The following is a 26,807-nucleotide window of genomic DNA, read 5'->3' on the forward strand; positions in this document are numbered from 1 at the left end:
TATGAATGAGGCTGCGAAAACCACCCCAGTCCTCGATTGTCACGAGCTCTCCTGTCATTTCAGGTCGCCGTTCGGGCCGATCCGCGTGCTGCATGACGTCAGCTTCAGCATCCCGCCGCGCACCACGCTCGGCATCGTCGGAGAATCCGGCGCGGGCAAATCCATGCTGGTCAAGACGATCATGGGCATTGCGCCGGAGGGCATGAAAACCAGCGGCCGCATCCTTGCCGACGGGACCGATCTGTCGACGCTTAACGAGACGAAACGCCGCGCCTTTCTCGGCCGCAGGTTCGGGATGGTTTTCCAGAACCCGATGACATCCCTCAATCCGTTCGTTCGGGTGGGACGGCAGATCGAGGAGGCAAGCCGCTTCCATCTGCGGCTCGGAAAGGCGAAGGCGAAGGCACTCGCGATCGAACTGCTGGCAAGCGTCGGCATTCCCGATGCCGCGGAATGTTACGGGCATTATCCGCACCAGTTTTCGGGCGGCATGAAGCAGAGGATCATGATCGCCACGGCACTTGCCTGCCAGCCGGATCTCTTGATCGCCGACGAGGCGACGACCGCGCTCGACGTGACCGTTCAGAAGGAAATTCTCGACCTGCTGCAGGTCATCCAGCAGCAACGGCAGATGTCGATGATCCTGGTCACGCACAATCTGGGCATCGTCGCGGGACGCACCGACGACATCCTCGTGCTCTATGGCGGGCATGTCGTGGAATACGGCCCGACGGACACCGTCTTTTCCCGTCCGCGCCATCGCTATACCGAGGCTCTGCTTTCGGCGATGCCGCGCATGGACCAGCCGGCTCATACGAAACTGCGCACGATCCCGGGCCGTCCGCCCGATCTTGCCAACCCCGCGCCGGGATGCCCGTTCGCACCGCGCTGTCCCGCCGCCGAGGCCCGCTGCCATGTCTCGATGCCGCCGATGACTACCAGTGCGGACGGCAAGCATCGCTTCGCCTGCTATGTGCCTGTTCAAACTGGCGATGCAGCCGACACTGCGGTCGAAAGGAGGGCATAGTCATGAATAACGAGACTTCCGGCCAGGCCGTCGATACAAGTGCCGCAACGCATGCCTTCGATGCTTTCCTGCGCGACGACGCGCTTTTGAAGGTACGTGATCTCTCGGTCAGATACCGGCGCGGCGGCAAGATCTTTGTTGCAGTCGACGGCGTCTCGTTCGACGTGGCACCTGGGGAAACGCTCGGTCTCGTCGGAGAGTCGGGCAGCGGCAAGACGACCATCGGCCGTGCCCTTCTGAAGCTTCTGCCGAAGGCGGACACGCGTGTCGACGGCCACGTCGAATATGACGGCCTGAATGTTGCCGATCTGTCTGCTTCCGATCTTCGCGCCATCCGCAGCAAGCTGCAGATGATCTTCCAGGACCCGATTTCTTCCTTCAATCCGCGCCGCAAGGTGCAGGATATCGTCGGAGAAGGCCTCGAGATCCAGGGCATCCGCAAAGCGGAAAGACTGGAAAGGGTCGATCGTGCGCTCAACGATGTCGGCATGAGCCGGACGATGGTGGAGGGCCGCAGGCCGCATCAGTTTTCCGGCGGCCAGTGCCAGCGTATTGCGATCGCGCGGGCGCTAGCCGTTGGGCCGGAGCTCATCGTCTGCGACGAGCCGGTTGCATCTCTCGACGTGTCGGTGCAGGCGCATGTGATCAATCTTCTGCAGGATATCCGCCAGAAGCGAAACCTGGCGCTGATCTTCATTTCCCACGATCTCGCCGTCGTGCGCAATGTCAGCGACAGGGTCGCCGTCCTCTACATGGGGAGGATCGTCGAGATCGGAACCGGCGATGCCATCTATCAGCGTCCGGCGCATCCTTATACCCGCATGCTGCTGGAAGCAGTCCCGGTTCCCGATGCCAGCCGGAAGATCGTGCCGAGCGCAACGCCGACGCAGGCCTTGTCGCGGAGCGCGCCGCCGTCCGGATGCCGGTTCCGCCTGCGTTGCCCCCGCGCTCAGGCGGTCTGTGCGGGAGAGGAACCGAAGCTTACGGCGATGCCCTACGGCCAATTCGCGGCCTGCCATTTCCCTCACGACGAACCGGCGCCTGGAATGAAGACGGCGGAGCAATCGTGATGGAAAAAGCCCCTGATGCATTCGAAGAAAAAACAGTGGCAAGCGGCAGCGCGCGCTCAGGACAGGATAGCGGAGCTGCGAGGCGCGCTGCTTTCTGTGCCAATGTGTTCGATGTCATGGTCCGGCTCTACGGCGAGCCCGGCATCGCGTCCTGGTGCCTCGAAGCCCAGAACAGTCATGCGGTGGACGTGCCGTCTCTGCTGTTCTTCGCTCTTGCGGATAGTGACGGACACGGCACGGATGACGGCGACATGCAGCGGCTTCTGGAACGTGCCGGCGAATGGCGCGCGCTTTTCGTCCTGCCGTTGCGACATCTTCGGCTAACCCTGCGTCAAGGCCGCAGGAACACGGCAGAGATTGAATTTTACGAGAAGATCAAGGCAGCGGAGCTGGAGGCGGAACGGTTGCAGGTCCGGCGTCTGGCCGACGACTTTCTCCCGCTCGAAGGGCCGGGCGGGCTGGCAGCCCGTTATCTCGAAACGATTTCCATGCCGGAACCCCAAGCAGGGACGTTGGTCGGACGGCTTCGAGACGCCGCCAAAGCCGTGTGCCACGGCTTCCCCATCATGCGCACTGAGGATCTGAAGACATCATGAGCGATTTCGACGCCGTCATGACAGGAACCATCGTCACCGAAGAAGGTGTCACGGAAAACTCCGTCGCCGTCACCGGCGGCATTACCGCTGCGATCGAGACAGGCTGCGCTCCCGGCGCGCGTGTTCGATTTCGGCACTTACCTTCTCACACTTATCGAGCTTCAAGGACATCGAGATGAACGCCATAATTCTAGACGGTGACAGCCTGACGATCAAAGATACCGTTCGCATCGCGCGCCAGGGCGCCAAGGTAGCGCTCGCCGATGCAGCGCGCGCCGAAATCATCAAGGTGAGAAACTATATCGAGGAAAACTGGCTGACCGAAAACGCGCCGCCGACCTACGGTTTCAACACCGGCGTCGGTAAGCTCAAGGATTATGCCATCAACCAGGCCGACAACGACCGCTTCCAGCGCAATATCGTGCTCTCGCATTGCTCCGGCATCGGAGAACCGGCATCGGAAGAAATCGTCCGCGCCATGATGGCCGTCCGCATCAACGCCTTCTGCCTCGGAGTTTCCGGCCTGCGGATCGAGGTGGTCGATCGTCTCGTTGAGATGCTAAACCGCGGCGTTCATCCAGTCGTGCCGATCCAGGGATCGGTCGGCGCGTCTGGAGATCTGGCGCCGCTCGCGCACATGGTTTCGGTGCTGATCGGCTATGAGGAAGCGGAAGCCTATTACCAGGGCGAACGCATGCCGGCACCGCAGGCGCTGGAAAAAGCCGGCATCTCCCCAATTGCTTTCGATCTCAAGGCGAAGGACTGCCTTGCCCTCATCAATGGCAACAGCCTTTGCGCGGCCATGGCGGTTCTCAACCTCCACGACGCCGAGATGCTGATGAAGACCGCCGATGCGGCCGGCGCGCTCAGTCTGGAGGCGATCCGCGGCGAGCAGGCGGCATTCGATCCCCGCATTCATCTCGTGCGCAAGCAGCCCGGGCAGATCGCGACTGCGGAAAATATCCGTCGCATTATCGAGGGCAGCCGTCGCACGACCGAGGCAGCACGTGCGGTGCGCCTCGAGGACGATATCCTGCATCCGAAACACACCGCCCGAATCCAGGATCAGTATTCCTTCCGTTGCCTGCCGCAGGTGCATGGAAGCTGCCGCGACCAGCTGGAGCACGCCAAGGAGTTGATCACGCGCGAACTCAACGCCGCGACCGATAATCCGCTGGTCTTCTGGAACGAACTCGGCGCGCTGGAATTCCTGTCCGGCGGCAACTTTCATTGCGAACCCATCGCTTTTGCCATGGACTTGCTGACCATCGCTTTGGTGGAAATCGGCAATATTTCCGAGCGCCGCCTGTTTTCGCTTTGCGACACGACATTGAACTACGGCCTGCCGCCGAACCTCGCCGGCAAGCCGATCGGCCTCAATTACGGCTATGGCATCATCTCGACGGCAGCGGCGTCCGTCGCATCGGAAAACAAGACGCTGGCTTTCCCCGCCGTTGCCGATACCATCCCGACCAAGAGCAGCCAGGAAGACCATGTTTCGATGGCGACATGGGCATGCCGCAAGACGCGTCAGGTGGTCGACAACATGCCGAAGATCCTTGGTGTTGAATGCCTGCTTGCGGCCCGCGCCATCTTCCTGACCGAAGAGGCACTCGGCGGCTACAAGCTCGGAGCCGGCAGCCAGGCGCTCTATGACGCGCTTCGCGACGCGATCCCGTTCCAGCAGGAGGACAGCTACATGCCCAAGCAGACCACACCGGCTCTCGAGATCGTGCGGTCCGGCGCATTTCTCGAGACCATCGAGAACAAGATCGGCGCCCTGAAATAGGCGGGCCGGCTGATTTGCGCTGCGGCCGCATCATGAAGCGCCGGCATTTCATCGCCGCCCGCAATTCCCCTGACCGGAGAGAACCATGTTCGATGATCTGATAATGCCGCCAGCCGACAAGATCCTGTCGTTGATGCCGATTTTCCGGCAGGACAGTCGTTCGAACAAGATCGATCTCGGCGTCGGAGTCTACCGGGACGCCTCCGGTATGACGCCGATCCCGCGGGCGGTGAGGGAGGCAGAAAAGCGAATCCATACCGCGCAGACGACCAAAGCCTATGTCGGCCCGGCCGGAGATCCTGTTTTCTGCGATCTCATCGGCAGGCTTGTCTTCGGCGAAGCCGCGCCGTGGGAGCGAATTCGCGGCATCCAGACGCCGGGCGGAGCAGGCGCCTTGACGGTGCTCGCCGGCCTGATCTCCCTGGCGCGCCCGGGTGCTGCGGTCCATGTGCCCGACCCGACCTGGGTCAACCATGTGTCGATCCTCGAAGACAACCGGCTTCGGGTCGTCACTTACCCGTACCTCGATCGCCGAACAGGCGAGGTGGATTTCGACGCCCTGCTCGATCATTTCTCACGGTCGGAGCGGGGCGACATCGTGTTGCTGCACGGCTGCTGCCACAATCCGACCGGCGCCGACCCGAGCCGTTCGCAATGGCAGGCGCTGGCAGAGATCATCGCCGAGCGCGGGCTCGTTCCGCTGGTCGATATCGCTTATCAGGGCTTTGGCGAGGGTCTCGAGGACGATGCCTTCGTGGTACGGCTGCTCACCGGCATGGTTCCGGAAATGCTCGTCTCCTCGTCATGCTCGAAGAATTTCGGAATCTATCGCGAGCGTACCGGTGCCGCATTCATTCTCGCCGCGAACGCGGATCGGGCGGATGCAACCAAGGCGCAACTCACAGTGCGAGCCCGTGTCGTCTATTCGATGCCGCCGGATCATGGCGCGGCTATCGTTCGCACCGTCCTGGAGGACCCTGCACTCGCGGCCGACTGGCGCGCCGAACTGGACGATATGCGCTCCAGCATTCTGTCGCTGCGCCAGGGGCTTGCTGCCTCGTTCCGGCGTTTCACCAATGGCAGCGACTACGATTTCCTCGCCAAGAACAAAGGCATGTTTTCGCTGATCGGTCTGACACCCGGAGAAGCCGTGATGCTGCGCGAGCAGCACGCCATCTACATCGTCGAGGACGGACGCATCAATGTCGCCGGGCTGCAGGCCAGCCAGATCGACACCTTTGCGGAAGCCGTTCTGGCAGTTCGCGGGAAACGCTGACTGGCATCCGTTTGAGGCCAGAGACAAGAACTATTCGCGCTTCCTTCCGCCGGCGGCGTTCCTTACAATCTCGCCAGTCCTCCCCCGAGCCCTGGAAATGAGGTTTACATGAGCACGCTTACCCGTTTCTCCGTTCAGCCGCTCTCGACCATGACCCGCCGCCTTGCCGATGTCGCCTCCGCTCGTCGCGAACCCGACCTGGTCATCCAAGGCGCGCGCGTCTTGTCCACCTATTCGGAGCGCTTTCTCGACGGACGCGAAGTCTGGATTTCGGGGGGCCGCATCGCAGCCGTGAAGCCGGCCGGCAGCTACAGGGGCGCGAGCGCCAAGCTCTACGACGCCAGGGGCGGCATCATCGCGCCCGGTCTGGTCGATCCGCATATCCATATCGAATCCTCGATGGTGACGGCCTGCGCCTATGCCGAAGCGGCGCTCCTCAACGGCACGACGACGATCTTCTGCGACAGCCACGAGATCGGCAACGTCATGGACGTCGCTGGCGTCGAGGCCATGCTCGAGGACGCACGGCAGGCGCCGCTGTCGATCTTCCTGACCGTGCCGAGCACCGTGCCGGCGACGACGCCGGATCTGGAAACAGCAGGCGGCGACCTGACGCCGGACAAGATCGCCGCCCTGTTCGACAAATGGCCGGAAGCCGTGGCTCTCGGTGAGAAAATGGATTTTGTCCCCGTTGCGATGGGCGACGAGCGCAGCCATGCGATCCTGGCTGCGGCGCTCGGGCGCGGCAGGCCGGTGTCGGGCCATGTTTACGGACGGGAGTTCGTTGCCGCCTATGCCGCATCCGGCGTTACCGACACGCATGAAGCCATCGACCGCGACATTGCCGACGACCTGCTGGAAGCCGGCGTATGGATCTTCCTGCGCGGCGGCCCGCCGACGACACCCTGGCATTCGCTGCCGCAGGCGATCAAGACGATCACCGAGCTCGGCGCTTCCCACAAGCGCGTCGCCGTCTGCACCGACGACCGTGATGCCGAAGATCTGCTTGCCTTCGGCCTGGACTGGGTAACGCGCGAAGCAGTGAAATACGGCATGAGGCCGGAACAGGCCTGGGCGATGGGTTCGCTGCACGGCGCGACGCGGTTCGGCATGGAAGGCGAAATCGGCGGTCTGGGCGGCGGACGCCGCGCCGACCTGGTGCTTCTCAGCGACGACCTTACGCCTGTTAGCACCTGGTATGGCGGCGAACTCGTCGTCGACGGCAAGAAGATCATGCCGATCCTCGACGAAGCCCTGTCGAAACCATACCGCTATCCGGATGCCGCCTACCACACGGTCAAGCTGCCAATAAATCTCAAGCTGACACCGAACCTGCCGACGGAGACGGTCGTCGCTCATACGATCAAGACGGAGCTGCCTGGCATTACCCTCGGCCATGTCACCGTCACGCTGGAACGGGCCAATGACTGGCAAGCCCATTTCGACAAGCACGACCTCTGCTTCGTGACGGTGGTGGAACGTCACGGCAAGTCTGCCGGCAATGTCGCCCACGGACTGCTCAACGGCTTCGGGCTCAGACAAGGCGCTGTCGCATCCTCGGTCGGCCACGACAGCCACAACATCATCGTCGCCGGCACCAATGCCGCGGACATGCAGGTGGCGCTCGACGCGATCGAGGAAAAGCAGGGTGGCGTCTGTGTCGTGATGGACGGCAAGGTGACGGCCATGGTGCCACTGCCGGTCGCCGGGCTTTTGTCCGACAAGCGCGTGCACCAGGTCGCCGACGAGGTAAAGGCCTTGAAGCTCGAATGGGAAAAGGCAGGCTGCACCATCGCCTATATGGGCTTCAACCTTATCCCGCTATCAGTCATCCCGGAAATCCGGATAACCGACAAGGGCCTGGTGCTGGTGCCGGAAATGGTGATCTCACCGCTCTTCGAAACGGCCTGAACGCTGAGGTGCCGATCCTTCGCCGTGACGGGGCAAGAAAACCTAACTTGTCGCTAGCGAACCACCATCAATAACGTTAGGCATCGAGCGCACCTCGTTTGGCAATCGAGATCAGCTCCTTGAAGTGCGCAGCAATCCTACCTTCGCGGCTAGCGTCCTCCGCTTCCCAACCGAACTTCCACGCATCGTGACGCGCAAGCCAATCCCCGAGGGCGCTGGTATCACCAGTCGGCATCCTATGGGTGGCGAGGTATGGGTTTTCGTGAGCCTTCAGGCCGAGCACCCGCGCCCTTGAGCCTGCTTCCTGCAGATCGATCAGCTCTTCAATCGTCATACGCGATCCCCCACGATGCCGGCGACGGTAGCATCGCAGTCCACGCATGCAAGTGAATGCTAATTAATGGGTTAATTTGGGACAGTTGCAGTGACAAGCGGCGCAGCAGCCATGCCCCAGAATAGCCTGCTGCCACCACAGGCCGGTGTCGCCCGCCGCCTCCGCCCGCATCCAACCCGTCTTTCCGTGACACAGAAAAATGCAACTGCAATACTAAAGGTCAGCGACTTGTAGATGCATTCGCGTAAATGCGATGAGGCTTTCGATGTGTTGGGCGACAGCTCGGCGCGTTTCCTCAACATCGCCCCGGTCGATCGCCTCGATGATAACGAGATGTTCCGTGGAGTCCGGCTTCAAGCGATCTTTCAGGCGGTCGATTTCGAAGAGACGCGTGGTCGCCCGAAGCTCCCGCAGTACCTTTGCCATGACCGCGTTGCCGCAATGATCAATGATCATATTATGGAGATTGTCGTCCGAGAACCAATGCGCGTCTGTGTGATACGCCGTCGCATCCAAAAGGTCGTGGATTTCCCGCCGGACGCTCATCAAAAGCCGCCGCGGAATGGCGTTGATCGACAATACCGCCGCTTCAGGTTCGATCAGCAACCTCAATTTCAAGCTTTGAAGATACTCGCCGACATCCACCTGTCGCACGACGTAGTTTCGGCCATCGCCCTTGCGAACCAGGCCTTCGCCTTCTAACCTCTGCAGCGCTTCGCGCAGCGGCGTCCTCGAAATCCCGAGTGTCTCGGCAAGCCTTGCTTCAACGATGACATGCCCGCCTTTCAGCCGGCGATGCCGGATCATGTCGGACACGGCCTTGTAAGTCAGCGATGCAAGATTATGCTGCCCTTTCTCCGCAATTCTCCGACCCGGGGCCGCTAAGGCGTCTGTCACCGTTTGCTATTTCCTTGTTCTTTAGGGCGTTGGCCGCTCGACGCGGCACCGCGCTTTCCTTACGCGATCACTTGTTACATATGATAGCCGATTTGGAAAAGGACTGGAACGAGTGCAGATGGACGATGGTCTGAATGAAGTTGGCGACTCCAGCCTTGCTGACGAAACCTACCGTTCCCTGCTGGCCGATATTCTATCAGCCAGGCTCGCGGGGGGATCGGTCGTCCAGCAACGCCGCCTGGCGACGAAACATGCTGTTTCGCGTTCTCCCATGCGCCACGCGCTGGGACGTCTCGAAGGAGAGGGACTACTTGTCAGAAACGAAAAAGGTGTTCTCTCGGTCAGGGTCATCAGTCTCAAGGACTACCTTGACAGTCTCACCATGAGGATGCTGCTCGAACCAACTGCGGCCGCGCTCGCCAGCTCCCATGTTTCGCGACTTGAACTGGACCCTTTGACAAGGATGCTGGACGAGATCGAGGCCGACCCCGAACCTGACCCAGAGGTGGTCTGGGCGTTTGACGATGCGCTTCACAACTATATCGCAAGCGAAAGCCGCAACCCCTTTATGGCAACCACGATCGGGGAGATGCGGCGCTACACAACGATTTTCGAGCGGCAGCTGCCTGTCGTGCGCGCGAAGCCGGGCGTGCGGGAACATCGAGCCATCCTGCTTGCCTTGGCCGCCAACGATGCCGAGGCGGCTCGCCGGGCCATGACCGATCATCTCGAAGTCGTCCGTCAGGGCGTGCTTGCGAACTACTGAATCGATGAGTTGAGAATGCACTTGCATCTACGGCGAACTTTTGTATAAAAGTGGGATCCCACTTGAATGCACGATCGGGATCCAACGATAAAGAACCGAACTCCAGAGGCTCTCCATGCTCCGTTCACACTTCTCTCGCAGCGTTCTTGCCGCGTCCTTCCTGTCGGTCACAGCGTCTTTTGCCTTCGCTCAATCCTGCGAACCCAAAGTGGCGGCAGGCGAGTTGATCAAGCCCGGCACGCTTGTCATGTCGACCAATCCAACGCTTCCTCCGCTCCAGTTCATCGACTCCACGGGCGATCTGAAGGGCATGCGCATCGACCTCGGCAAAGAGGTCGCCAAGCGCCTTTGCCTTGAACCCGAATATGTCCGGATCGAATTCTCCGCGATGGTTCCGGGCCTGCAGGCTGGCCGTTGGGACATGATCAATACAGGCATTTTCTTCACCGAAGAACGCGCCAAGATCATGCAGATGATCCCCTATGAAGATCAGGCCATCAGCGTCTCCGTGGCGCCGGATTCGAAGAAAAACGTCGCCGCAAAAGATGATCTGGCCGGCATGACGATCGGTGTCGAAATTGGTGGTTTCGAGGAAACAAAGACACGCCTTCTCGACAAGGAACTGCGTGACGCGGGCAAAGAAGGCTTGACGATCCAGACGTTCGATAATTTCGCCTTGGCCTTCCAGGCTCTGCGGGCAGGCCAGGTCCAGGGTGTCGTGTCGATCGACGCCGTCGCCAAGGAGTACGATTCTCGCGGGGACTTCAAACGGGCAATCAGCGGCCTCTACCCCGCCCCGGTTTCTGTCGCATTCAAAAGCCCGGCTTTGGCTGATGCCGTGTCTGAGACGCTGAAAGACATGAAGGCGGATGGATCTTTAAAGGCGCTCTTTGACAAATACGGTCTGCCGATGATCGCGGGTGACTATTCGGTCAAAGGCCCCGGCCGCTGAACTGATTTCAAGGATCGTTTAGAGATAAGGCGGGGCGCGACCACGTCGCGCCAAACCTCTTGCAGAAAGTCGTTGTCATGTCGCTTTGGAACTGGTCCGGCTTCTTCGGTTATCTGTTCAACCCCTTTATACTTGGCGGGGTGTTCACGACCGTTTGGCTCACCGTCGTCTCGTTGATTGCCGGGCTTATTCTAGGCTTTGCCCTTGCATTGATGCGGCGATCGTCGCGGCGGGTGCCATACTACATTGCCAAGGCGTATATCTGGCTTTTTCGTGGCACGCCGCTTCTTGTACAGTTGATTGCGATCTACACGGCGCTTCCTCTGTTCGGCATCAAGTTCACCGTCATAGAGGCGGCGTTGCTCGGATTGGCTCTCAACGAGGCGGCGTATCTCGCGGAGATCATTCGCGCCGGTATCGAAGCCGTGCCGGAAGGCCAGACCAGGGCAGCGCGCGCGCTCGGCATGACGGAGCGTCAGATCATGCGCTACATCGTGATGCCGCAAGCCTTTAAAGTTATCGTTCCGCCTCTCGGCAATTCGGTGAACGGTCTCTTGAAAACGACCTCCGTCACCTCCGTCATCTCGGTCGAAGAACTCCTTCGCCGGACCCAGGTTCTCATCCAGGAGCGGTTCATGGTGCTCGAACTGTTTGCGGTCGCGGCGATTTATTACCTCCTCCTCACAACACTCTGGGACTTCTTCCAGAGCCATATCGAAAAGCGTCTCGGTCAAGCCGGATCTCGGCTTTCCATTAACGAGAAGCGCTAGAACCAGGATTTTCAAATGCAGAAGACGTTCCGCGGTGTCTACACCGTGATGATTACTCCCTTGGATCCCAGCGGCGCGGTCGATCTGAAGGGGCTGGCTGCCTTTACCGACTGGCAGGTCAAGGAAGGTATCCATGGTCTGATCCCTCTTGGATCGACAGGTGAGTTTCTATCGCTCAGCGAGGAAGAGCGCGATAGTGTGGCGAGGACCGTCATCGAAACTGTCGCGGGACGGGTGCCTGTTCTGATCGGCACGGGAGCGGAAGATACGCGGGAGTCCATTCGCCTTAGCGTCAAGGCCGAGGCAATGGGCGCTGACGGCGTCATGATTATTCCGCCGTTCTATTCCACCCCAACGGACGACGAACTCGTTCACCACTACAAGAGCATTGCGTCTGCCGTGGCCATCCCGATTATGGTCTACAACAATCCCGCGACCGCAAACGTCGATCTGAAGCCGGAGTTGGTCAAGCGCATCGCCGAAATCGACGGCTGCGACTATATCAAGGAGTCCACCCTCGAAGTGACGCGCGTGCGTGATATCATCCGGCTGGCCGGCGACGATATGACTGTGTTCGGGGGCATACTCGGGTTCGAGTCTTTCGTTATGGGTGCGCAGGGCTGGGTGGCAGTGGCTTCAAATGTTGCGCCAGGACCGATGGCGCGGATCTTCGAACTTGTCGCAAATGAGAAAAAGTTCGATGAGGCAAGAGAGCTTTACCTCAAATGGCTGCCTGTCATTCAGGCGGTCGGGGGCCAGGCCTATGTCGCAGGAACGAAGTCACTGCTGACCCATATGGGATTTGGCGCAGGCCTGCCGCGTCCGCCGCGCCTGCCGTTGCCGCCCGCGCAGGACGTCGCCATGAAGAGGCTGGTGACCGATTTCGGTCTGACGTTCAGCATCTGAGGAACTCCATGATGCCCGTCGCTTCCATAAACCAGAGTTTGAGGCTCGACGATGCACGGGTCAGGCTCTCGGTCGACGGTCTGCAGATATCTGCCGAAAAGGGCATGTCTGTTGCCGCCGCCATCGAGGCGACGGGGCGGCATGAATTTTCCCGAGGCATCAAAGGCGACGGCCGTGGCCTCTTCTGCGGAATGGGTGTCTGTCACGACTGTCTCGTGACGATCGACGGAAAAGTCAGCCAGCGGGCCTGCATGACCACTGTCGACAATGACATGCAGGTCCTGCGCCCTGCTGCGCGGCCCGATCTTGCCACTGGTCAGATTGCCGATCTCTGCAGTGTGCCGCAGTCCTTGACGACAAGGACGATGGACGTTCTCATTGTCGGAGCGGGGCCTGCGGGGCTTGCCGCAGCGCAGGTTCTTGCTGCGGCCGGCGCCAAGGTGACTGTCATTGATGAACGGCCGTCTGCCGGCGGGCAGTATTTCAAACAACCCTCGACACGGAGCGCCGCCGAGCAATTGAGTGGCGACGAGCAGGCTTTATCCGGCGCAGCGCTCATAGGGCAAGCGCGCGACCACGGCGTGACATTTCTAACCGCTACAGTGGTGTGGGGTGCCGCACGTGACGACGACAGTTCGCTTATTGTCGCCTGCTATGGGTCCGGCCATGCGTTTTACTGCAAGCCGAAAATACTCATCATCGCGACGGGGGCCTACGAACGCCCAACGCCGGTGAGGGGTTGGACACTTCCTGGTGCGATGACAACAGGGGCCGCCCAGACGTTGCTGAGGAGCTACGGAACCGTGCCCGGCCGAAGGATCGTTATCGCCGGAAACGGTCCTTTGAATATGCAGGTCGCAAACGAACTTCGAAAGGCAGGAGCCTCCATAGTCGCTTTGCTGGAAGCAGCACCGCCACCCTGGTCTCGGCCGCTGGCAGCCCTCGGCCTCCTGACAACGGATCCCGCTCTCGCCCGTCACGGACTGCGCCAGATATCGACGCTGAGGTCCAGGGGCGTCAAGATAGGCTGGAATAGCGTACTCACCTCGATCAACGGGTCGCAGCGTGTGGAGAGCGTCACTTTCGCCGGACCCGGCGGCGAGACCAATCTCGATGCCGACGCGGTCCTCATTGGCGGCAATTTCACATCCTCCAATGAGCTGTCGCGGCTACTCGGATGCGGCCATGAGGTCGTCGGCGGCGATCTGCGGGCAATGCGAGATCTCGACGGTCAGACAACGCTTGCAAACGTGCATATTGTCGGTGAAGCGGCGCGTTTCGGCGGTGCGCATGTTGCGATGGCAGAAGGGCAGATCGCCGCCGCCGCGATTGCGCGAAAACTGGGCCTCCTTGTCCAAGCCGACGAAAGCGCAGTGAAAAGGCTTGCCCGCCATAGATGGTTTCAAGGGGCGCTTTGGCAGGTCTTTGCGCCGAAGGACGATGCAAAGACAAAGACGGCATTTCCGCCAGATGATGCATTGATCTGCCGTTGCGAAGGCGTGACTTACGGTGTCTTGAGGACGCTCAGCGCAAATAGTGCGCAGGACGTTTCGACATTAAAGCGCCTGTCGCGTGCAGGCATGGGGCGATGCCAGAGCCGCTACTGCGGCAAAGCGATCGCTGACGTCGTGAAAGAACGGCACCTCAAGGGCGAAACAAGCGGTTTTCTGGCGCCGCAAATGCCCCTTCGACCTATTCCGCTGGCGGCTCTTGCGGTCGAAAAGCCGGAATGGGGCGGCCACAAGCGCGCACTTTTGCCGGAAAAGCCCCCAGTGGCGAGCCCTCAAGCTTTGCCGGTGGCGGAAACGTCCACGCTGGTAATCGGCGCCGGCATTGCGGGCCTTTCGACGGCGCTTTTCCTTGCCCGGGAAGGCGAGGACGTTACGGTCGTGGAGCGCGCTTTTGCGAACTCGCTGGCATCAGGAGGGAATGCAGGAAGCCTTCATGCCCAGTTGCTTTCCTTCGACCATGGTGCCCGTGCCGAAGGTGGCGGCGGAGCGGCCGCACAAACACTTCCCCTCCAGCGCGATTCAATCGCTCTTTGGGCGGCGCTGCAAAGCGATCTCGGACAGGATTTCGAGATGAAGGTCACAGGCGGCCTCATGGTGGCCGAAACCGATGACCACATGCGTTTTCTGGCGGAAAAGGTCGGGGTGGAGTGCGCGGCCGGGATCGATTGCCGCTTGATCGGGCAAGAGGAACTGCGCTCCCTGGAGCCTGCTCTGTCTTCTCACTTCGTCGGCGCTGCCTACTGCTCTGAGGAGGGCAAGATCAATCCTCTCGTCGCCACGCAATATATATTGGAGGCGGCGCGGCGAGACGGCGCTCAAGTCTTCGAAAATTGCGAGGTCACCGGAATAAGGACCTCGGACGACGGGTTCGAGGTCAAGACGTCGAGGGGCATCTTGCGGACAAAACGGATCGTCAATGCAGCCGGAGCCTTCGCTTCGAGGATCGGCGCGATGCTCGGTGTCGACGTGCCGGTATTTGGAGCTCCGCTGCAGATGGTGGTTACCGAGGCCGCAGCGCCTTTGATCTCGTGTCTCGTCGCCCATGCCGACCGCCATTTGACACTGAAGCAGGCGGCAAACGGGAACTTCATCATCGGCGGCGGCTGGACCGCAGGCCTCGATCCCGTCCATCAACATCCGCGCCCGCTGCTGTCGAGCCTTGAGGGGAACCTTTGGGTTGCCCAGCACGTCGTTCCCGCTCTGCGCAAACTTCACGTCATCCGAAGCTGGGCGGCGATGAATATCAACATCGACGGCGCGCCGATCCTCGGCGAACATCCGTCAATGCCTGGGTTCTTCAATGCCGTCACTTCAAACGGTTATACGCTCGGCCCGATCGTCGGCCAGTTGACATCTCGGCTCGTTCTCGGTCGTGAGACCGATAGAGCCTTGCAACCCTTTTCCATCTCGCGTTTCCAGAAAGGCCGGGCATGATTGAGATCACTGGCGTTACCAAATATTACGGTCAGTTCGCTGTCCTTAGGAACTGCTCGGTGAACGTCGAGCGCGGTGAGGTCGTGGTTGTCTGCGGTCCCTCGGGGTCGGGCAAATCGACGTTGATCAAATGCGTCAACGGGCTCGAGCAGTTTCAGGAGGGTTCGATCCGGGTCCATGGTATCGAAGTCGGCGACCCGAAGACCGACCTGCCGAACCTTCGCACACGGGTAGGGATGGTCTTCCAGAACTTCGAATTGTTTCCGCATCTGACGATCATCGGCAATATCATGCTGGCGCAGAAGATTGTCATTGGCCGCAGCGAAACGGCGGCCCACGCAAAGGCCATGGCGCTTCTTGATCGCGTCGGGCTGACCGACCATGCGAAAAAATATCCCAGCCAACTTTCCGGCGGGCAGCAGCAGCGCGTGGCCATTGCGCGGGCGCTGGCGATGGATCCGCTCGCCATGCTCTTCGACGAGCCGACATCCGCGCTTGATCCAGAGATGATTTCCGAAGTGCTCGACGTCATGACCGGACTGGCAAAGGACGGCATGACGATGATGGTCGTCACCCATGAGATGGGATTTGCCCGCCGGGTGGCGACCCGCGTGATTTTCATCGATCAGGGCGAGATCGTCGAGGATCGTCCGAGCGAGGAGTTTTTCGCGGGAAAACACAATCCGCGGACCGAAGCTTTCCTTGGCAAAATCCTGCAACACTGAAGGTCAAGCTTGTGAGCAACTACGATCTCATCATTCAGAACGGCACGGTGGCGACTGCTGCGGATGTTTTCCAGGCGGATATCGGCATTAAAGACGGCAAGATTGTCCAGATCGGGCAGAGCCTGTCGGGTGCTGCGCGCACGATCGACGCCTTGGGCAAATATGTCCTTCCAGGCGGCATCGACAGCCATGTCCATATCTCCCAGCCTTCCGGCGACGGGATCGAGATGGCAGACGACTTCGAGAGCGGAACGCTGTCGGCGGTGTTCGGCGGCAATACCACCATCATGCCGTTCTGCCTTCAGGAAAAGGGCAAGTCGCTGCGAGAGGTGCTGACGGCCTATCATGCGCTCGCAGAGGGCCAGTGTTATACCGACGTCAGTTTTCATCTGATCATATCCGACCCGAGCGACGCCGTGCTGGGCCAGGAGTTGCCAGCGCTTGTGGCCGACGGCTATCCGTCGCTGAAGGTCTTCATGACCTATGAGAGCCTGCGCCTCGATGACGCGCAGATACTGAAGACGCTCGATGTGGCGCGACGGACGGGCGCCACCGTCATGGTCCATTGTGAAAACGAGGACGCAATCAAGTTCCTGATCGAAAAGCACGAGCTGGCCGGCGACGTTGCCCCACGCGCTCATGCCTCTACCCGTCCGGTCGCTGTCGAGCGTGAAGCCACGCACCGCGCCCTGACGCTCGCCGAAATCGTCGACGTTCCCATTGTCATTGTGCATGTCTCGAACGGCGAGGCGATGGAAGAGATCGCTCGCGCAAGGACGAGAGGTGTCAAGGTCGTTGGGGAAACCTGCCCGCAATATCTGACGCTCACCGCCAAGGACCTCGACGGCATGGATTGGGAGGGTGCAAAACTTGTCTGCTCTCCGCCGCCGCGGGATGAAGATGCCCAGAAAGAATGCTGGCGCGGCATCGAGACCGGGGCATTCGAACTCTTTTCATCCGATCATTGTCCATTCCGCTACGATGACCAGCACGGGAAGCTTAATCCCAAAGGCCGCACGAATTTCAGGCACATTCCCAATGGCATTCCAGGCGTCGAAACCCGCCTTCCCATCCTGTTTTCGCAAGGGTTCATGGCCGGACGCATCGATCTGCCGCGCTTTGTCGCCCTGACTTCGACGAACCATGCAAAGACCTATGGCCTCTATCCACAAAAGGGAACGATTGCCGTGGGGGCGGATGCGGACATCGCGATCTGGGATCCAGCCATCGAACGGACCATCCGTCATGCGGACCTGCATGATGGCGCAGACTATTCGCCCTACGAGGGGATCGAGATCACCGGCTGGCCGATAACGACAATTGTCGCCGGAAAGCCTGTCGTCGAAAACGGCGTCCTGGTGGGTACTAAGGGCCACGGGCAATATCGGAAAGCCGCGGCGAGACAAATCAACAAGCAGTCAAATCTAACAAGAGCGACATCATGAAACTGAAAATTACAGCAGGGCCATTCATCTTCGACGCTGTCCTGGAAACTGCCAAAGCGCCCAAAACCTGTGAAGCATTCATCAAGCAGATGCCGTTCGATGGTAAAATCGTGCACGTTCGCTGGTCTGGCGAGGGCGTTTGGATCCCGCTTGGCGACCATGATTTCGGCGTCGGTTATGAGAACCATACAAGCCATCCGGCCCCCGGTCATATCATCCTTTATCCGGGAGGCATCAGCGAAACGGAAATCCTGCTTGCCTACGGAGGCGTCGATTTTTCATCGAAAATGGGCCAACTGGCTGGCAATCATTTCATCACAATCACATCCAATCTCGACCAACTCGCCGAAATAGGGCGCCTCACGCTGTGGGAAGGCGCGCAATCCATTCGATTTGAGGCCGTATCCTAGAGCAGGATGATTTTAGGCCGGGTCGGCCTAAAATCTGAATCCTATTCTAAATTAAAGAGTTAGAGCATGATGTCGTCCGAAAACCGCTCACACTTTTCGGCATCATGCTCTAGGCGCAATAGCGCGAGGCGACAGGGTTGACGCCGGCGTGCCAGCACCGCCCAACGCGGCGGTTGGCACGTTTCCTGCATTCTAGTCTTCGAGATTTTCTTCAAGATTTCCAGATGGTGGACGAGGCCCGAAATGTCTTTTGATTTTGACTTCGAACTTGCGAAAAGAGCGGCGCAAGAACTGCCTCCATCGCAGAAGCAGCCAAAAACGCGCAAGATGTCTTTTCTACAGAGGCTCATGGCTTCGCCGCCCATTCCTCCTCGTCCGTCTCTCAGCATTCTGCGCCCATATCGAGGTGGTGATGCGCAATGACGCTGTGATACGCCTGTCGAGCAGGTAAGGCGGTGCTATTCCCGTCGAGGTGGCGTCATTTCTACGGATGCGGAATGAACGGAACGCGCCTGTTGCCCCGTTCCCATAGGCGGGCAGCCTCTGCTCCCCACGACTTCAATAGCGCGCATCTTCAAGGCCACAGAAAGGGTCTACCGGGTTGGTGCCGAGGAAGGGCTTGCGGCCAAGCATACAATCAACGACGGCTTCCTGGACACTGTCCATGGTGGAGTACGCATTGATATAGGCCGGTACGCGCGGCGCATCGTAAAGGTGATAGGGATGCCCAAATGAGATCATTACGGAGGGAATATTCGTCCAGGGTCGGTACATGGCCTTGAAAAGGCCCCCACCACCCATCCTATGCCAGTCGACGAATATCCGGCCTCGTACGAGCAGCGACTCGTCGCCTAGCGCGTAGAGGACGAGGTCGAAGTCGTCGGGGGTCGGCACGATGTCCGGTCGGTCGATCGTGACTTCGAAACCTTCCTTCCGCAACAGCGCGGGTAGCAAGAATTCCGGTGGCTGCGGCATGAGCGGATGAATGATGCCTCCATCGACCAGCAGCACGCGCTTTGTTTTCGCCGGATCGAGCGGAAAGATACCATTGACGTCCTTCACAAGCGTAGGCGAGCGACCGATGTATTCCCTTGATGCAGCGACACTGTCTGGATGCGCAAGCAGGTGGCGCACTTCCGCCGCATCGGGGAGGACATCTGACGGTTGAAAAAGTTTGAGATGCGCCTTGAGCGCCAGCACGCGAAGAACCGCTTCCTCAAGTCGCTCCTGAGCAATTCGCCCATCTTCGACGGCAGCCTTGACCGCCGCCATATCCTCCTCAGGTGCATCGCTGAAGAGGATCATGTCGCAGCCATTTGCGATGATATCAGGCAGCGTATCGAGGTGGTGGCCCCAGGCGGACAGCCCTCCCATGGGTGTCGCATCAGAGACGATGATGCCATTGAAGCCGAGTTCGTCTCGGAGAAGATCAACGTTCAGCAACCGGGAAACCGAGGCCGGTCGGAAGGCCTCAAGCCCGGCATCTGGCATCTTCGATCGAACATAGGCCGGAAGGGAAATATGCCCGCTCATTATTGCCAACACGCCTTCGGCGATCAACGTTCCATAGAGCCGACCGAAGGTTTCCTTCCACTCGTCCATGGAAAACGGATTGGTCGTCGTAACGAGGTGCTGATCGCGGTCGTCATATCCCTCGCCCGGCCAGTGCTTTGCGGTGGCGGCAACGCCATTTCGTTGGAGACCGTGAACATGGGCAACCGCGTGCCGCTCAATCTTGTTGACATCGGAGCCGTATGAGCGCGTACCGACAATCGGCGATCGGAACGCGTTATTTATATCGATGACTGGCGTGAAGGACCAGCGCACGCCCATCGCGCGGCCCTCGCGTGCCAGGATTTCCGAGCTTTTCTCGGTCGCCTGAACGTCATCGACGGCGGCAAGGCCAAGTTGGCCCAGCACCGGAGTGCCGAAAGCGAAGGAATGACGGCTGCCTTCAAGGTCTGCGCTGATGATGGGCGGGACTTTGCTCTTGGCCACGAGGTCAGAGATGACCCGCCGCTCGAGCTCGAGGTCAGCCGTGAAGAAGCGGGTTACGCCGCCCGGCCTTAGTGAAGCAATGCGCTTGAAATCCTCCTCATCCGTCCCGATCATGATCAAGGTGAAGAGTTGGCCGATCTTGTCATCGAGATCGAGCGAGGCATAGACATCGCGGATCCAGGATATCGCAGCGTCGTCGAGGTTGAACGGCGCTTTGCGAAGCTCGTCGTAGATCGTCATAAGTTCCCCCGTTGATCAACGCTCTGCGGATAGCCCGTGTGAATATGCACGCTATCCCGTCATAAGCCAGCGCGGTGATGTCAGGTTAAGTTCGTCGGGAACATTTTGGATATCGAGGGTCGGCTTGAGCAGTCGCTTGAGCAGCGGGCGGCGAAGCGACGGCCGCTTTAGTTCCCCCTGAATGGCCTGGGACATCAGGCTCTCATTTTTGATCTAGGAAGCGAAGCGCCACACCGTCGTCTTTTTGATTTCGCTGTCCTCCAGCGCCCGCGTTACCGGCACTTCATAAACCGCGCAGAATTCCAGCCGATCTCTCGGCAGGTAGCTGCGTCCGGGATCGCCGACCAGCACCCGCTTCCCGTCGGCCGCGAGCTTGGCGAACCAGGGAACGAGCGCATCGGCGAAAGCGCGGTCGTAGAAGACGTCGCCGGCAAGCACGATATCCGCATCGACGGCCTGCCCGATCAGATCGGCGCCGGTAAATCCGAGTGAAACGTGATTGGCCTCGGCATTCAGCCGGACTGCCGTCTCCGCCCAGGGATCGATATCGCTAGCCATGACCTCCCGGGCACCGGCCATCACAGCCGCAATGCCGACAAGGCCGGAACCGCTGGCGAAATCAAGCACGCGCTTGCCGCGCACCGCTTCCGGATGATCGAGAACGTAGCGCGCCAGTCCCTGGCCGCCCGCCCAGGCAAAAGCCCAGAAGGGCGGCGGCAGGCCGATCGTCTCCAGCTCCTCCTCCGTCTTCAGCCAGAGTTCATGCGCCTCACTCGACAGATAGAGCGAAATCTCCGGCACATGCGGTGGCGGCATCAGGCTGGTGTTGGCGCGGATAAAAGCTTGCGGATCAGTCTTCAACGCGGCGGATTGTCCAATCCACCCATCCGGCAGACTTCGAGATATTCCTCCTCGGTCACCGGCTGCACCGAAAGCCGCATCGAGGTGACGAGCGCCATCTTGGCGAGCTTCTCGCTCGCCTTGACATCCTTCAGCGTCACCGGCTTCGGCACGTCCATGACGGCGCGGATATCGACGCAATCCCACTTCGGATCGCCCTTGGCGGAAGAATCGGGATGCGACAGGGCGCAGACTTCGACGATGCCGACGATCTCCAGCCCGTCATTGGAATGATAGAAGAACCCTTTGTCGCCGATCTGCATCGCCCGCATGTTGTTGCGCGCCAGATAGTTGCGGACGCCGGTCCATTCCGTGCCCTTTTCGCCGGCAGCCTTCTGCTGCTCCCAGGACCAGGAGGCGGGTTCGGATTTATAGAGCCAGTGCGCCATGCTCACGCCTCCGGTTTGTTGAAGACCCAGTTATAGGCCTTGACGTCGACGCTTTCGAATAGTCCGGCCTTGGCATAGGGATCGGCGTCGGCAAGCGCACGCGCCGCCTCTTTCGATTCCGCTTCGACGATGATCAGGCTGCCGCAGGGCTTGCCGTCGTCATCGAGAAACGGGCCGGCGATCTTCAGCGTGCCCTCGGCATTCAGCTTGTTCAGATGCTCGATATGCGTCGGACGCGTATCCAGGCGCACGTTCAGATGTCCCGGTTTGTCCTTGCAGAGAAGGGCGAAAAGCATGTCTGTCTCCTATTCGGTGGTGATCGGACGCGTCATCAGTTGCTCTATCGCCTCTGATATATCGAGCCTGCCGTCGATGATGGCGGAAACGGCATCGGTGATCGGCATGCGGACCTTCAATTCCGCCGCAAGCCGCGAGGCGACGGAGGCGGCAAACGCGCCTTCCACCAGCGCACCCTGCAGGGGATCGGTCTTTTCGCCGCGCCCGAGTGCGATGCCGAAGCGCAGGTTTCGCGATTGATGGCTCGTAGCCGTCAGCACCAGATCGCCGAGGCCGGAAAGCCCGCGCACCGTATCCGCCTGCCCGCCCTTGGCGACGACGAAACGCGACATCTCGGCAAGACCGCGTGCAATCAGCGCTGCACGCGCGGACTCACCGATGCCACGGCCTTCGACGATGCCGCAGGCGATCGCCAGCACATTCTTCAGCGCGCCGCCGAGCTGCACGCCGATCCGGTCGTTGGAGGCGTAGAGCCGGAAGGTCCGGCCTGATATGGCCTGAGCGAGCCGCTCCGCGGTCTCCATGTCAGCTGCCGCAATCGCCATCGCCGTCGGCAGGCCCTTGGCGATATCGGCGGCAAAGCCCGGACCGGAAAGCACAGCGATCGGATGGTCCGGCAGTTCCCGTTCCAGCATGTCGGTCAGAAGATTGCCTGTCGTCCGTTCGATACCCTTGGCACAGGTAACGACGGCAGCATCCCTGGAAAGATAGGGTCCGTATTGCCGCGCCGCATCGGCCTGCGCCTGCGACGGCATCGCAAAAAGCACGATGGAGGCACCAGTGATTGCATCCGCCTCGGCGGAAAATTCCAGCGTATCGGGCAGCAGAATGCCGGGCAGCACCGCATCGTGCAGCCGTTCGGCCTTCAGATCGGCAATCAGCGACGGATCACGCCCGACGAGTGTCACGGCGCTGCGGCCGGCAAGCGCGATGACGGCGGCAAGCGCCGTGCCGAAAGCCCCCGATCCGACGACGGCGATGGTTTCGCTCATGCCTTGGCTCCTCGTTTTCCGAAACCGATCAGCGTTTCCGCATTGGAATCGAGCGGCCAGCGCGAGCGCGGCTGTACGTCGAGCGCATCCGGCGCGGCGCCGGTCGCCATCCGCTCCAGTCCCGCCCAGGCGATCATCACGGCATTATCGGTGCAGAGCCTGAGCGGCGGTGCGACGAAGCGGAAGCCGTTCTTGTCGCACAACGCCTGCAGCGTGCCGCGCAGTTCGAGATTGGCGGCGACACCGCCGGCAACGACGAGCGCCGGCTTTTCGCCAGTCGCTGGGCCTGTAGCAGGGAATGTCGCCGGAAATTCCGTCTTGAACCGCTGCAGGCCGCGGCCGATACGGTCCTTCAGCGTCCGCGAAACCGCCTTCTGGAACGAGGCGCAGATATCCGCCACATCCTGATCGCTGAGCGGCGCGATATCCTGCGCCGCCTGCCGCACCGCCGTCTTCAGGCCGGAGAAAGAGAAGTCGAGCCTTGCCTCGCCGACCAGCGGCCGCGGAAAGTCGAAGCGATCGGGATTGCCGGCCTGCGCCATCCGCTCCACCGCCGGGCCGCCGGGATAGGGCAGGCCGAGCAGCTTTGCCGTCTTGTCGAAGGCTTCGCCGAGCGCATCGTCGATTGTCGTGCCCCAGCGTTCGTACTGCCCGACACCACGCACCAGGATGAGCTGGGTATGACCGCCGGAGACAAGCAGCATCAGATAGGGAAAGGAAAGCCCGTCCGTCAGCCGCGCCGTCAGCGCATGGCCTTCGAGATGGTTGATCGCATAGAGCGGCTTGCCGGCGGCTCTGGCGATCGCCTTGCCGGTCATCAGCCCCACCAGCAGCCCGCCGATCAGCCCCGGCCCCGAAGTGGCGGCGATGGCGTCGACATCGTTGAGCGACACATTGGCGCGCTTCAGCGCTTCCTCGATCAGCTCGTCCAACGCTTCGACATGGGCGCGTGCGGCGATCTCTGGCACCACGCCGCCATAGGCGCTATGCTCGTCGAGCTGGGAAAGCACCACGTCCGACAGCACGTTGGAATGCCCCTCCGCATCGCGCTCGACGACCGCGGCGGCGGTCTCGTCGCAGCTCGTTTCGATTCCAAGGATGCGCAGAAAGGGAACCATGAAGCCTGTTCGTTGATTGCGATGGGATGGAAACCCGTTTACGAGAACTCCGGTAACAACGGAATAGAACGGATGCAAACAAAACCTTTCCGGATCGGCACGCGGGGCAGCCCGCTGGCGCTTGCCCAGGCGCATGAGGCCCGCGACAGGCTGATGGCGGCGCATCATCTGCCCGAGGAGATGTTCGAGATCGTCGTGCTGACGACCAAGGGCGACCGCATCACCGACCGGTCGCTGGCCGAGATCGGCGGCAAGGGCCTGTTCACCGAAGAGCTCGAACAGAAGCTTGCCGCCGGCGAACTCGATTTCGCCGTGCATTCCGCCAAGGACATGGCGACGAAGCTGCCCGAGGGGCTTTATCTCTCCGCCTACCTGCCGCGTGAGGATATCCGCGACGCCGTCATCGGCCGCACCGCACGCAAACTGATCGACCTGCCGCATGGCGCTACCGTCGGTTCATCCTCGCTCCGCCGCCAGGCGCTGATCCGCCGCATGCGGCCGGATATCAACGTCGTCACCTTCCGCGGCCTGGTCGAAACGCGCCTGCGCAAGCTCGAAGAGGGCGAGGTGGATGCGACCCTGCTGGCGCTTGCCGGCCTGAAACGCCTCGGCAAGGTCGACGTACTGACCGATATCCTCGACCCCGACACCTTCCCGCCGGCGCCGGCGCAGGGAGCGATCTGCATCGAAAGCCGCATCGGCGATGCCAGGATCGACGATCTGCTGGCGCCGGTCAACGATATCACGACCTTCGACACCGTCTCCTGCGAACGCGCCTTCCTCGCCGCACTCGACGGCTCCTGCCGCACGCCGATCGGCGGTTATGCCGTCTGCGAAGGCGACCTGATCCGGTTCTCCGGCCTCATCATCACCCCCGACGGCCGCAGCCAGCATGCGGTGACGACCGACGGCCACCGCCGCGATGCGGCAGCACTCGGCACTCGCGCCGGCCAAGACGTGCGCGCCAGGGCCGGCAGCGCCTTTTTCGACGACTGGCACTGAAGCGGCCATGCGTGTGCTCGTCACTCGACCTGCGCATTCGGCGACGAGAACCGCACAACGTCTGCGCGATATGGGCCACGAGCCGCTGCTGCTGCCGCTGCGTCAGCCGCTGCACGACAGCGATGCCGCCGCGGACGCGCTTGCAACCACCAGCGGCGCAATCGCGGTGACCAGCGCCGAAGCCATCAGGGTCCTTTCCGCGCTCGGCGAGCAACTTCATCCGCATCTTGCCCGTCCGCTTTTTGCGGTCGGCGAAACGACGGCGGAAGAGGCACGCAGCCTGGGCTTCCGATCGGTCGCCTCATCCCAGGGCAACGGCGGCGATCTCGCCGATCTCGTCGCGGCGCGGGGCGCCGACGGGTTGCTCTATCTTGCCGGCTGGCCCCGCGCCGAAACTTTCGAATCAGGTTTGCGCGAACTCGGCATCCGCTTTTCCGTCGCCGAATGCTATCGCATGCAGCCGATCGTTCCCGGCTCGGCCGAGATCGAAGCGATTTTCTCAAGGTCTGGCCCTGACGCCATTCTCTTTTATTCCCGGCAGACGGCCGAGGATTTCTTTCGCGTGCGGGAACTGCGATCCGCTGTGCCGGAACACAGCGAAATCCGCCTTTTCTGCCTCAGCGAGGCGGTGGCGGAGGGCGTTCCGGCGGCACTCCGAAAAAACGTAGTGATTTCGCCGATGCCGGATGAGAAAAGCCTTTTGTCGCTCCTTTGAAGGCTCTAACCGCCCAAATTTGATCTAACCTCTTCCCTTAACTGGCATCACTGTCTAGTTTCGTTGCAATGCAGGATAAAGAGGACCTCATGGTATCGGGAAACCCGCCACGCCATTCGAAGAGCGCCGACGAACCGGTCACGATCGACCTCGATGCACAGGAATTCGCCGCTGCAGCCGATACCGAAAAACCGGTAGACAATGAAACCGGCGATGCCGACAGCACTACCGCCGATGTCGGCCTGGCGCCCGAAACCGAGACTGCGTCGCATGCCGAACATGAAGAGAAGCCTGTGATGGATGCGCCGGAGGAGGAACCGGCAGCTCCAGAACCTTCCTTCACCCCTCCTCCTGAACAGCCCGCGCCGAAGAGCGCCGGCACCTCCGGCCTGATTGCCGCCGGCATCTTCGGCGGCCTCGTGGCGCTGCTTGGCGCCGGCGCCATCCAGTATGCGGGTTACCTCCCAGGCTCCTCCGCGCCGCAGACAACCTCGCCGGAGACTGCCAATCTTTCCGGCGAGATCGACGGCCTGAAACAGGCCGTCGCCAACCTTGCAGCCAATCCGGCGAGTGCGGATGACGGCGAGCTTGAGAAACGAGTCGCTGCGCTGGAAACGGCTGCAAAGGTCCCCGCAGTCGCCGCACCGGCCGATTCTGCTAACGTCGAGGCACTCAACCAGAAGATTGCAGAACTGACCGGTCAGGTCGACCAGTTGCGCTCGACGCTTGCCCAGTCTTCCGAGCAGCAAACGACGGACGGCGCCGATATCGCCAAGCGCCTCGAGGAGGCCGAAAAGAAGCTGAACGAGCCGCGCGAGGACGTCGCCGTTGCCCGGGCGATCGCCGCTGCCGCCCTGAAGGCGGCGATCGATCGTGGTGGCCCGTTCCTGGCCGAACTCGACACCTTCGCCGGCGTCGCGCCCGACGATCCAGCCGTCGCCGACCTCCGAGCCTTCGCCGAGACCGGCATTCCCTCACGCGCCGAACTGGTGGGCGAGGTTCCCGATGTCGCCACCGCGATCGTCGAAGCCGTCAACCAGCCGGATCCGAACCAGAGCTGGTCGGACCGGCTGATGTCGAGCGCCAAATCGCTGGTGAGCGTCCGTCCCGTCGGCAATATCGAGGGCGAAAGCGTCGAAGCCATTGCCGCCCGCATGGAGGAGAAGGTGAAGAGCGGCGACCTCCCCGGCGCCTCCGCCGAATGGAATAACCTGCCCGCTTCCGGCAAACAGGCGTCCGCCGCTTTCAAGCAATCGCTCGAAGCACGCATCCGCGTCGAGGAACTGGTCGGCGGGGCGCTGTCGAAAGCGGTCTCGGGCACCGGCAAGGAGGGATGA

The 26,807-nt window shown here is 61.0% G+C and carries 27 protein-coding genes; 18 read left to right on the forward strand and 9 right to left on the reverse strand.

The window, feature by feature from the left end:
• Position 1 precedes the first annotated feature (1 nt).
• From OLZ32_RS25495 to OLZ32_RS25525, 7 genes are all read left to right on the forward strand, one after another.
• Positions 2-1,027 (forward strand): ABC transporter ATP-binding protein, encoded by a 1,026-nt coding sequence (locus OLZ32_RS25495; protein ID WP_017989683.1) that lies wholly within the window; start codon positions 2-4, stop codon positions 1,025-1,027.
• Positions 1,028-1,029: 2 nt separating this feature from the next.
• A complete protein-coding gene (locus tag OLZ32_RS25500; protein ID WP_017989684.1) occupies positions 1,030-2,097 on the forward strand; it encodes an ABC transporter ATP-binding protein in 1,068 nt (355 codons plus the stop codon).
• On the forward strand, positions 2,097-2,693 hold the full coding sequence (locus OLZ32_RS25505; RefSeq protein ID WP_003543574.1) for a TIGR02444 family protein: 597 nt from the start codon (positions 2,097-2,099) through the stop codon (positions 2,691-2,693). Before OLZ32_RS25500 ends, OLZ32_RS25505 begins: the two co-directional genes overlap by 1 nt.
• A complete protein-coding gene (locus OLZ32_RS25510; protein WP_157223165.1) occupies positions 2,690-2,872 on the forward strand; it encodes a hypothetical protein in 183 nt (60 codons plus the stop codon). The genes OLZ32_RS25505 and OLZ32_RS25510 overlap by 4 nt, the downstream gene beginning before the upstream one ends.
• Positions 2,869-4,482, forward strand: a complete 1,614-nt coding sequence (hutH, locus tag OLZ32_RS25515; protein ID WP_264423421.1) for a histidine ammonia-lyase — start codon at positions 2,869-2,871, stop codon at positions 4,480-4,482. Before OLZ32_RS25510 ends, hutH begins: the two co-directional genes overlap by 4 nt.
• A gap of 85 nt (positions 4,483-4,567) precedes the next feature.
• A complete protein-coding gene (locus tag OLZ32_RS25520) occupies positions 4,568-5,758 on the forward strand; it encodes an amino acid aminotransferase (RefSeq protein WP_003543577.1) in 1,191 nt (396 codons plus the stop codon).
• Positions 5,759-5,866: 108 nt separating this feature from the next.
• Positions 5,867-7,669 carry an adenine deaminase gene (locus OLZ32_RS25525; protein WP_264423424.1) on the forward strand — a complete coding sequence of 601 codons (1,803 nt, stop codon included), beginning with the start codon at positions 5,867-5,869 and terminating at the stop codon, positions 7,667-7,669.
• A 76-nt stretch (positions 7,670-7,745) separates the two neighbouring features.
• Here OLZ32_RS25525 and OLZ32_RS25530 read toward each other — a convergent pair whose 3' ends face one another.
• Both OLZ32_RS25530 and OLZ32_RS25535 read right to left on the reverse strand, forming a co-directional pair.
• Positions 7,746-8,003, reverse strand: coding sequence for a CrpP-related protein (locus OLZ32_RS25530; protein ID WP_003543580.1), 258 nt, complete (start codon positions 8,001-8,003; stop codon positions 7,746-7,748).
• 213 nt (positions 8,004-8,216) lie between these two features.
• On the reverse strand, positions 8,217-8,900 hold the full coding sequence (locus OLZ32_RS25535) for a GntR family transcriptional regulator (protein WP_003543582.1): 684 nt from the start codon (positions 8,898-8,900) through the stop codon (positions 8,217-8,219).
• A 112-nt stretch (positions 8,901-9,012) separates the two neighbouring features.
• Between OLZ32_RS25535 and OLZ32_RS25540 the strand changes: the two genes are divergently transcribed.
• From OLZ32_RS25540 to OLZ32_RS25575, 8 genes are all read left to right on the forward strand, one after another.
• Positions 9,013-9,666 (forward strand): GntR family transcriptional regulator, encoded by a 654-nt coding sequence (locus OLZ32_RS25540; RefSeq protein WP_017989689.1) that lies wholly within the window; start codon positions 9,013-9,015, stop codon positions 9,664-9,666.
• Positions 9,667-9,781: 115 nt separating this feature from the next.
• Positions 9,782-10,618: an ABC transporter substrate-binding protein gene (locus tag OLZ32_RS25545; RefSeq protein WP_264423427.1), complete on the forward strand. Its 837-nt coding sequence runs from the start codon at positions 9,782-9,784 to the stop codon at positions 10,616-10,618.
• A 77-nt stretch (positions 10,619-10,695) separates the two neighbouring features.
• Positions 10,696-11,388, forward strand: a complete 693-nt coding sequence (locus OLZ32_RS25550) for an amino acid ABC transporter permease (RefSeq protein ID WP_011653848.1) — start codon at positions 10,696-10,698, stop codon at positions 11,386-11,388.
• A 15-nt stretch (positions 11,389-11,403) separates the two neighbouring features.
• Entirely contained in the window at positions 11,404-12,294 is an 891-nt protein-coding gene (dapA, locus tag OLZ32_RS25555; RefSeq protein ID WP_264423430.1) for a 4-hydroxy-tetrahydrodipicolinate synthase, read from the forward strand.
• A gap of 8 nt (positions 12,295-12,302) precedes the next feature.
• A complete protein-coding gene (locus OLZ32_RS25560) occupies positions 12,303-15,239 on the forward strand; it encodes an FAD-dependent oxidoreductase (RefSeq protein ID WP_406648895.1) in 2,937 nt (978 codons plus the stop codon).
• Complete coding sequence (locus OLZ32_RS25565; RefSeq protein WP_264423432.1) at positions 15,236-15,964, forward strand: amino acid ABC transporter ATP-binding protein; 729 nt, start codon at positions 15,236-15,238, stop codon at positions 15,962-15,964. Before OLZ32_RS25560 ends, OLZ32_RS25565 begins: the two co-directional genes overlap by 4 nt.
• 11 nt (positions 15,965-15,975) lie before the next feature.
• Entirely contained in the window at positions 15,976-17,409 is a 1,434-nt protein-coding gene (hydA, locus tag OLZ32_RS25570; RefSeq protein WP_264396357.1) for a dihydropyrimidinase, read from the forward strand.
• A complete protein-coding gene (locus OLZ32_RS25575; RefSeq protein ID WP_003543599.1) occupies positions 17,406-17,819 on the forward strand; it encodes a DUF3830 family protein in 414 nt (137 codons plus the stop codon). The genes hydA and OLZ32_RS25575 overlap by 4 nt, the downstream gene beginning before the upstream one ends.
• 558 nt (positions 17,820-18,377) lie before the next feature.
• Here OLZ32_RS25575 and OLZ32_RS25580 read toward each other — a convergent pair.
• From OLZ32_RS25580 to tsaD, 7 genes are read right to left on the reverse strand one after another with little or no spacing between them, the layout of a single operon-like run.
• Positions 18,378-20,057, reverse strand: a complete 1,680-nt coding sequence (locus OLZ32_RS25580; RefSeq protein ID WP_264423434.1) for a glycoside hydrolase family 3 protein — start codon at positions 20,055-20,057, stop codon at positions 18,378-18,380.
• A 51-nt stretch (positions 20,058-20,108) separates the two neighbouring features.
• Positions 20,109-20,252 carry a hypothetical protein gene (locus OLZ32_RS25585; RefSeq protein WP_017995409.1) on the reverse strand — a complete coding sequence of 48 codons (144 nt, stop codon included), beginning with the start codon at positions 20,250-20,252 and terminating at the stop codon, positions 20,109-20,111.
• Between the two features lie 18 nt (positions 20,253-20,270).
• The gene (locus OLZ32_RS25590) at positions 20,271-20,918 is read right to left on the reverse strand and encodes a class I SAM-dependent methyltransferase (protein WP_264396359.1); all 648 of its coding nucleotides are present in this window, start codon (positions 20,916-20,918) and stop codon (positions 20,271-20,273) included.
• A complete protein-coding gene (locus OLZ32_RS25595; protein WP_003543603.1) occupies positions 20,915-21,346 on the reverse strand; it encodes an EVE domain-containing protein in 432 nt (143 codons plus the stop codon). The genes OLZ32_RS25590 and OLZ32_RS25595 overlap by 4 nt, the downstream gene beginning before the upstream one ends.
• Positions 21,347-21,348: 2 nt before the next feature.
• Entirely contained in the window at positions 21,349-21,642 is a 294-nt protein-coding gene (locus tag OLZ32_RS25600; RefSeq protein WP_222403117.1) for a YciI-like protein, read from the reverse strand.
• A gap of 9 nt (positions 21,643-21,651) precedes the next feature.
• The gene (locus OLZ32_RS25605; protein ID WP_264396361.1) at positions 21,652-22,635 is read right to left on the reverse strand and encodes an NAD(P)H-dependent glycerol-3-phosphate dehydrogenase; all 984 of its coding nucleotides are present in this window, start codon (positions 22,633-22,635) and stop codon (positions 21,652-21,654) included.
• A complete protein-coding gene (tsaD, locus tag OLZ32_RS25610) occupies positions 22,632-23,753 on the reverse strand; it encodes a tRNA (adenosine(37)-N6)-threonylcarbamoyltransferase complex transferase subunit TsaD (RefSeq protein ID WP_264396362.1) in 1,122 nt (373 codons plus the stop codon). The genes OLZ32_RS25605 and tsaD overlap by 4 nt, the downstream gene beginning before the upstream one ends.
• 72 nt (positions 23,754-23,825) lie before the next feature.
• Here tsaD and hemC point away from each other — a divergent pair, with 72 nt between their 5' ends.
• The 3 genes from hemC to OLZ32_RS25625 all read left to right on the forward strand — a co-directional run bounded on the left by hemC (position 23,826) and on the right by OLZ32_RS25625 (position 26,807).
• The gene (gene hemC / locus OLZ32_RS25615; RefSeq protein ID WP_264396363.1) at positions 23,826-24,755 is read left to right on the forward strand and encodes a hydroxymethylbilane synthase; all 930 of its coding nucleotides are present in this window, start codon (positions 23,826-23,828) and stop codon (positions 24,753-24,755) included.
• Positions 24,756-24,762: 7 nt separating this feature from the next.
• The gene (locus OLZ32_RS25620; RefSeq protein ID WP_264396364.1) at positions 24,763-25,470 is read left to right on the forward strand and encodes a uroporphyrinogen-III synthase; all 708 of its coding nucleotides are present in this window, start codon (positions 24,763-24,765) and stop codon (positions 25,468-25,470) included.
• 68 nt (positions 25,471-25,538) lie between these two features.
• Positions 25,539-26,807, forward strand: coding sequence for a COG4223 family protein (locus tag OLZ32_RS25625; protein ID WP_264423441.1), 1,269 nt, complete (start codon positions 25,539-25,541; stop codon positions 26,805-26,807).

The sequence above is a fragment of the Rhizobium acaciae genome, assembly GCF_025941625.1.
Classification (GTDB): domain Bacteria; phylum Pseudomonadota; class Alphaproteobacteria; order Rhizobiales; family Rhizobiaceae; genus Rhizobium; species Rhizobium acaciae.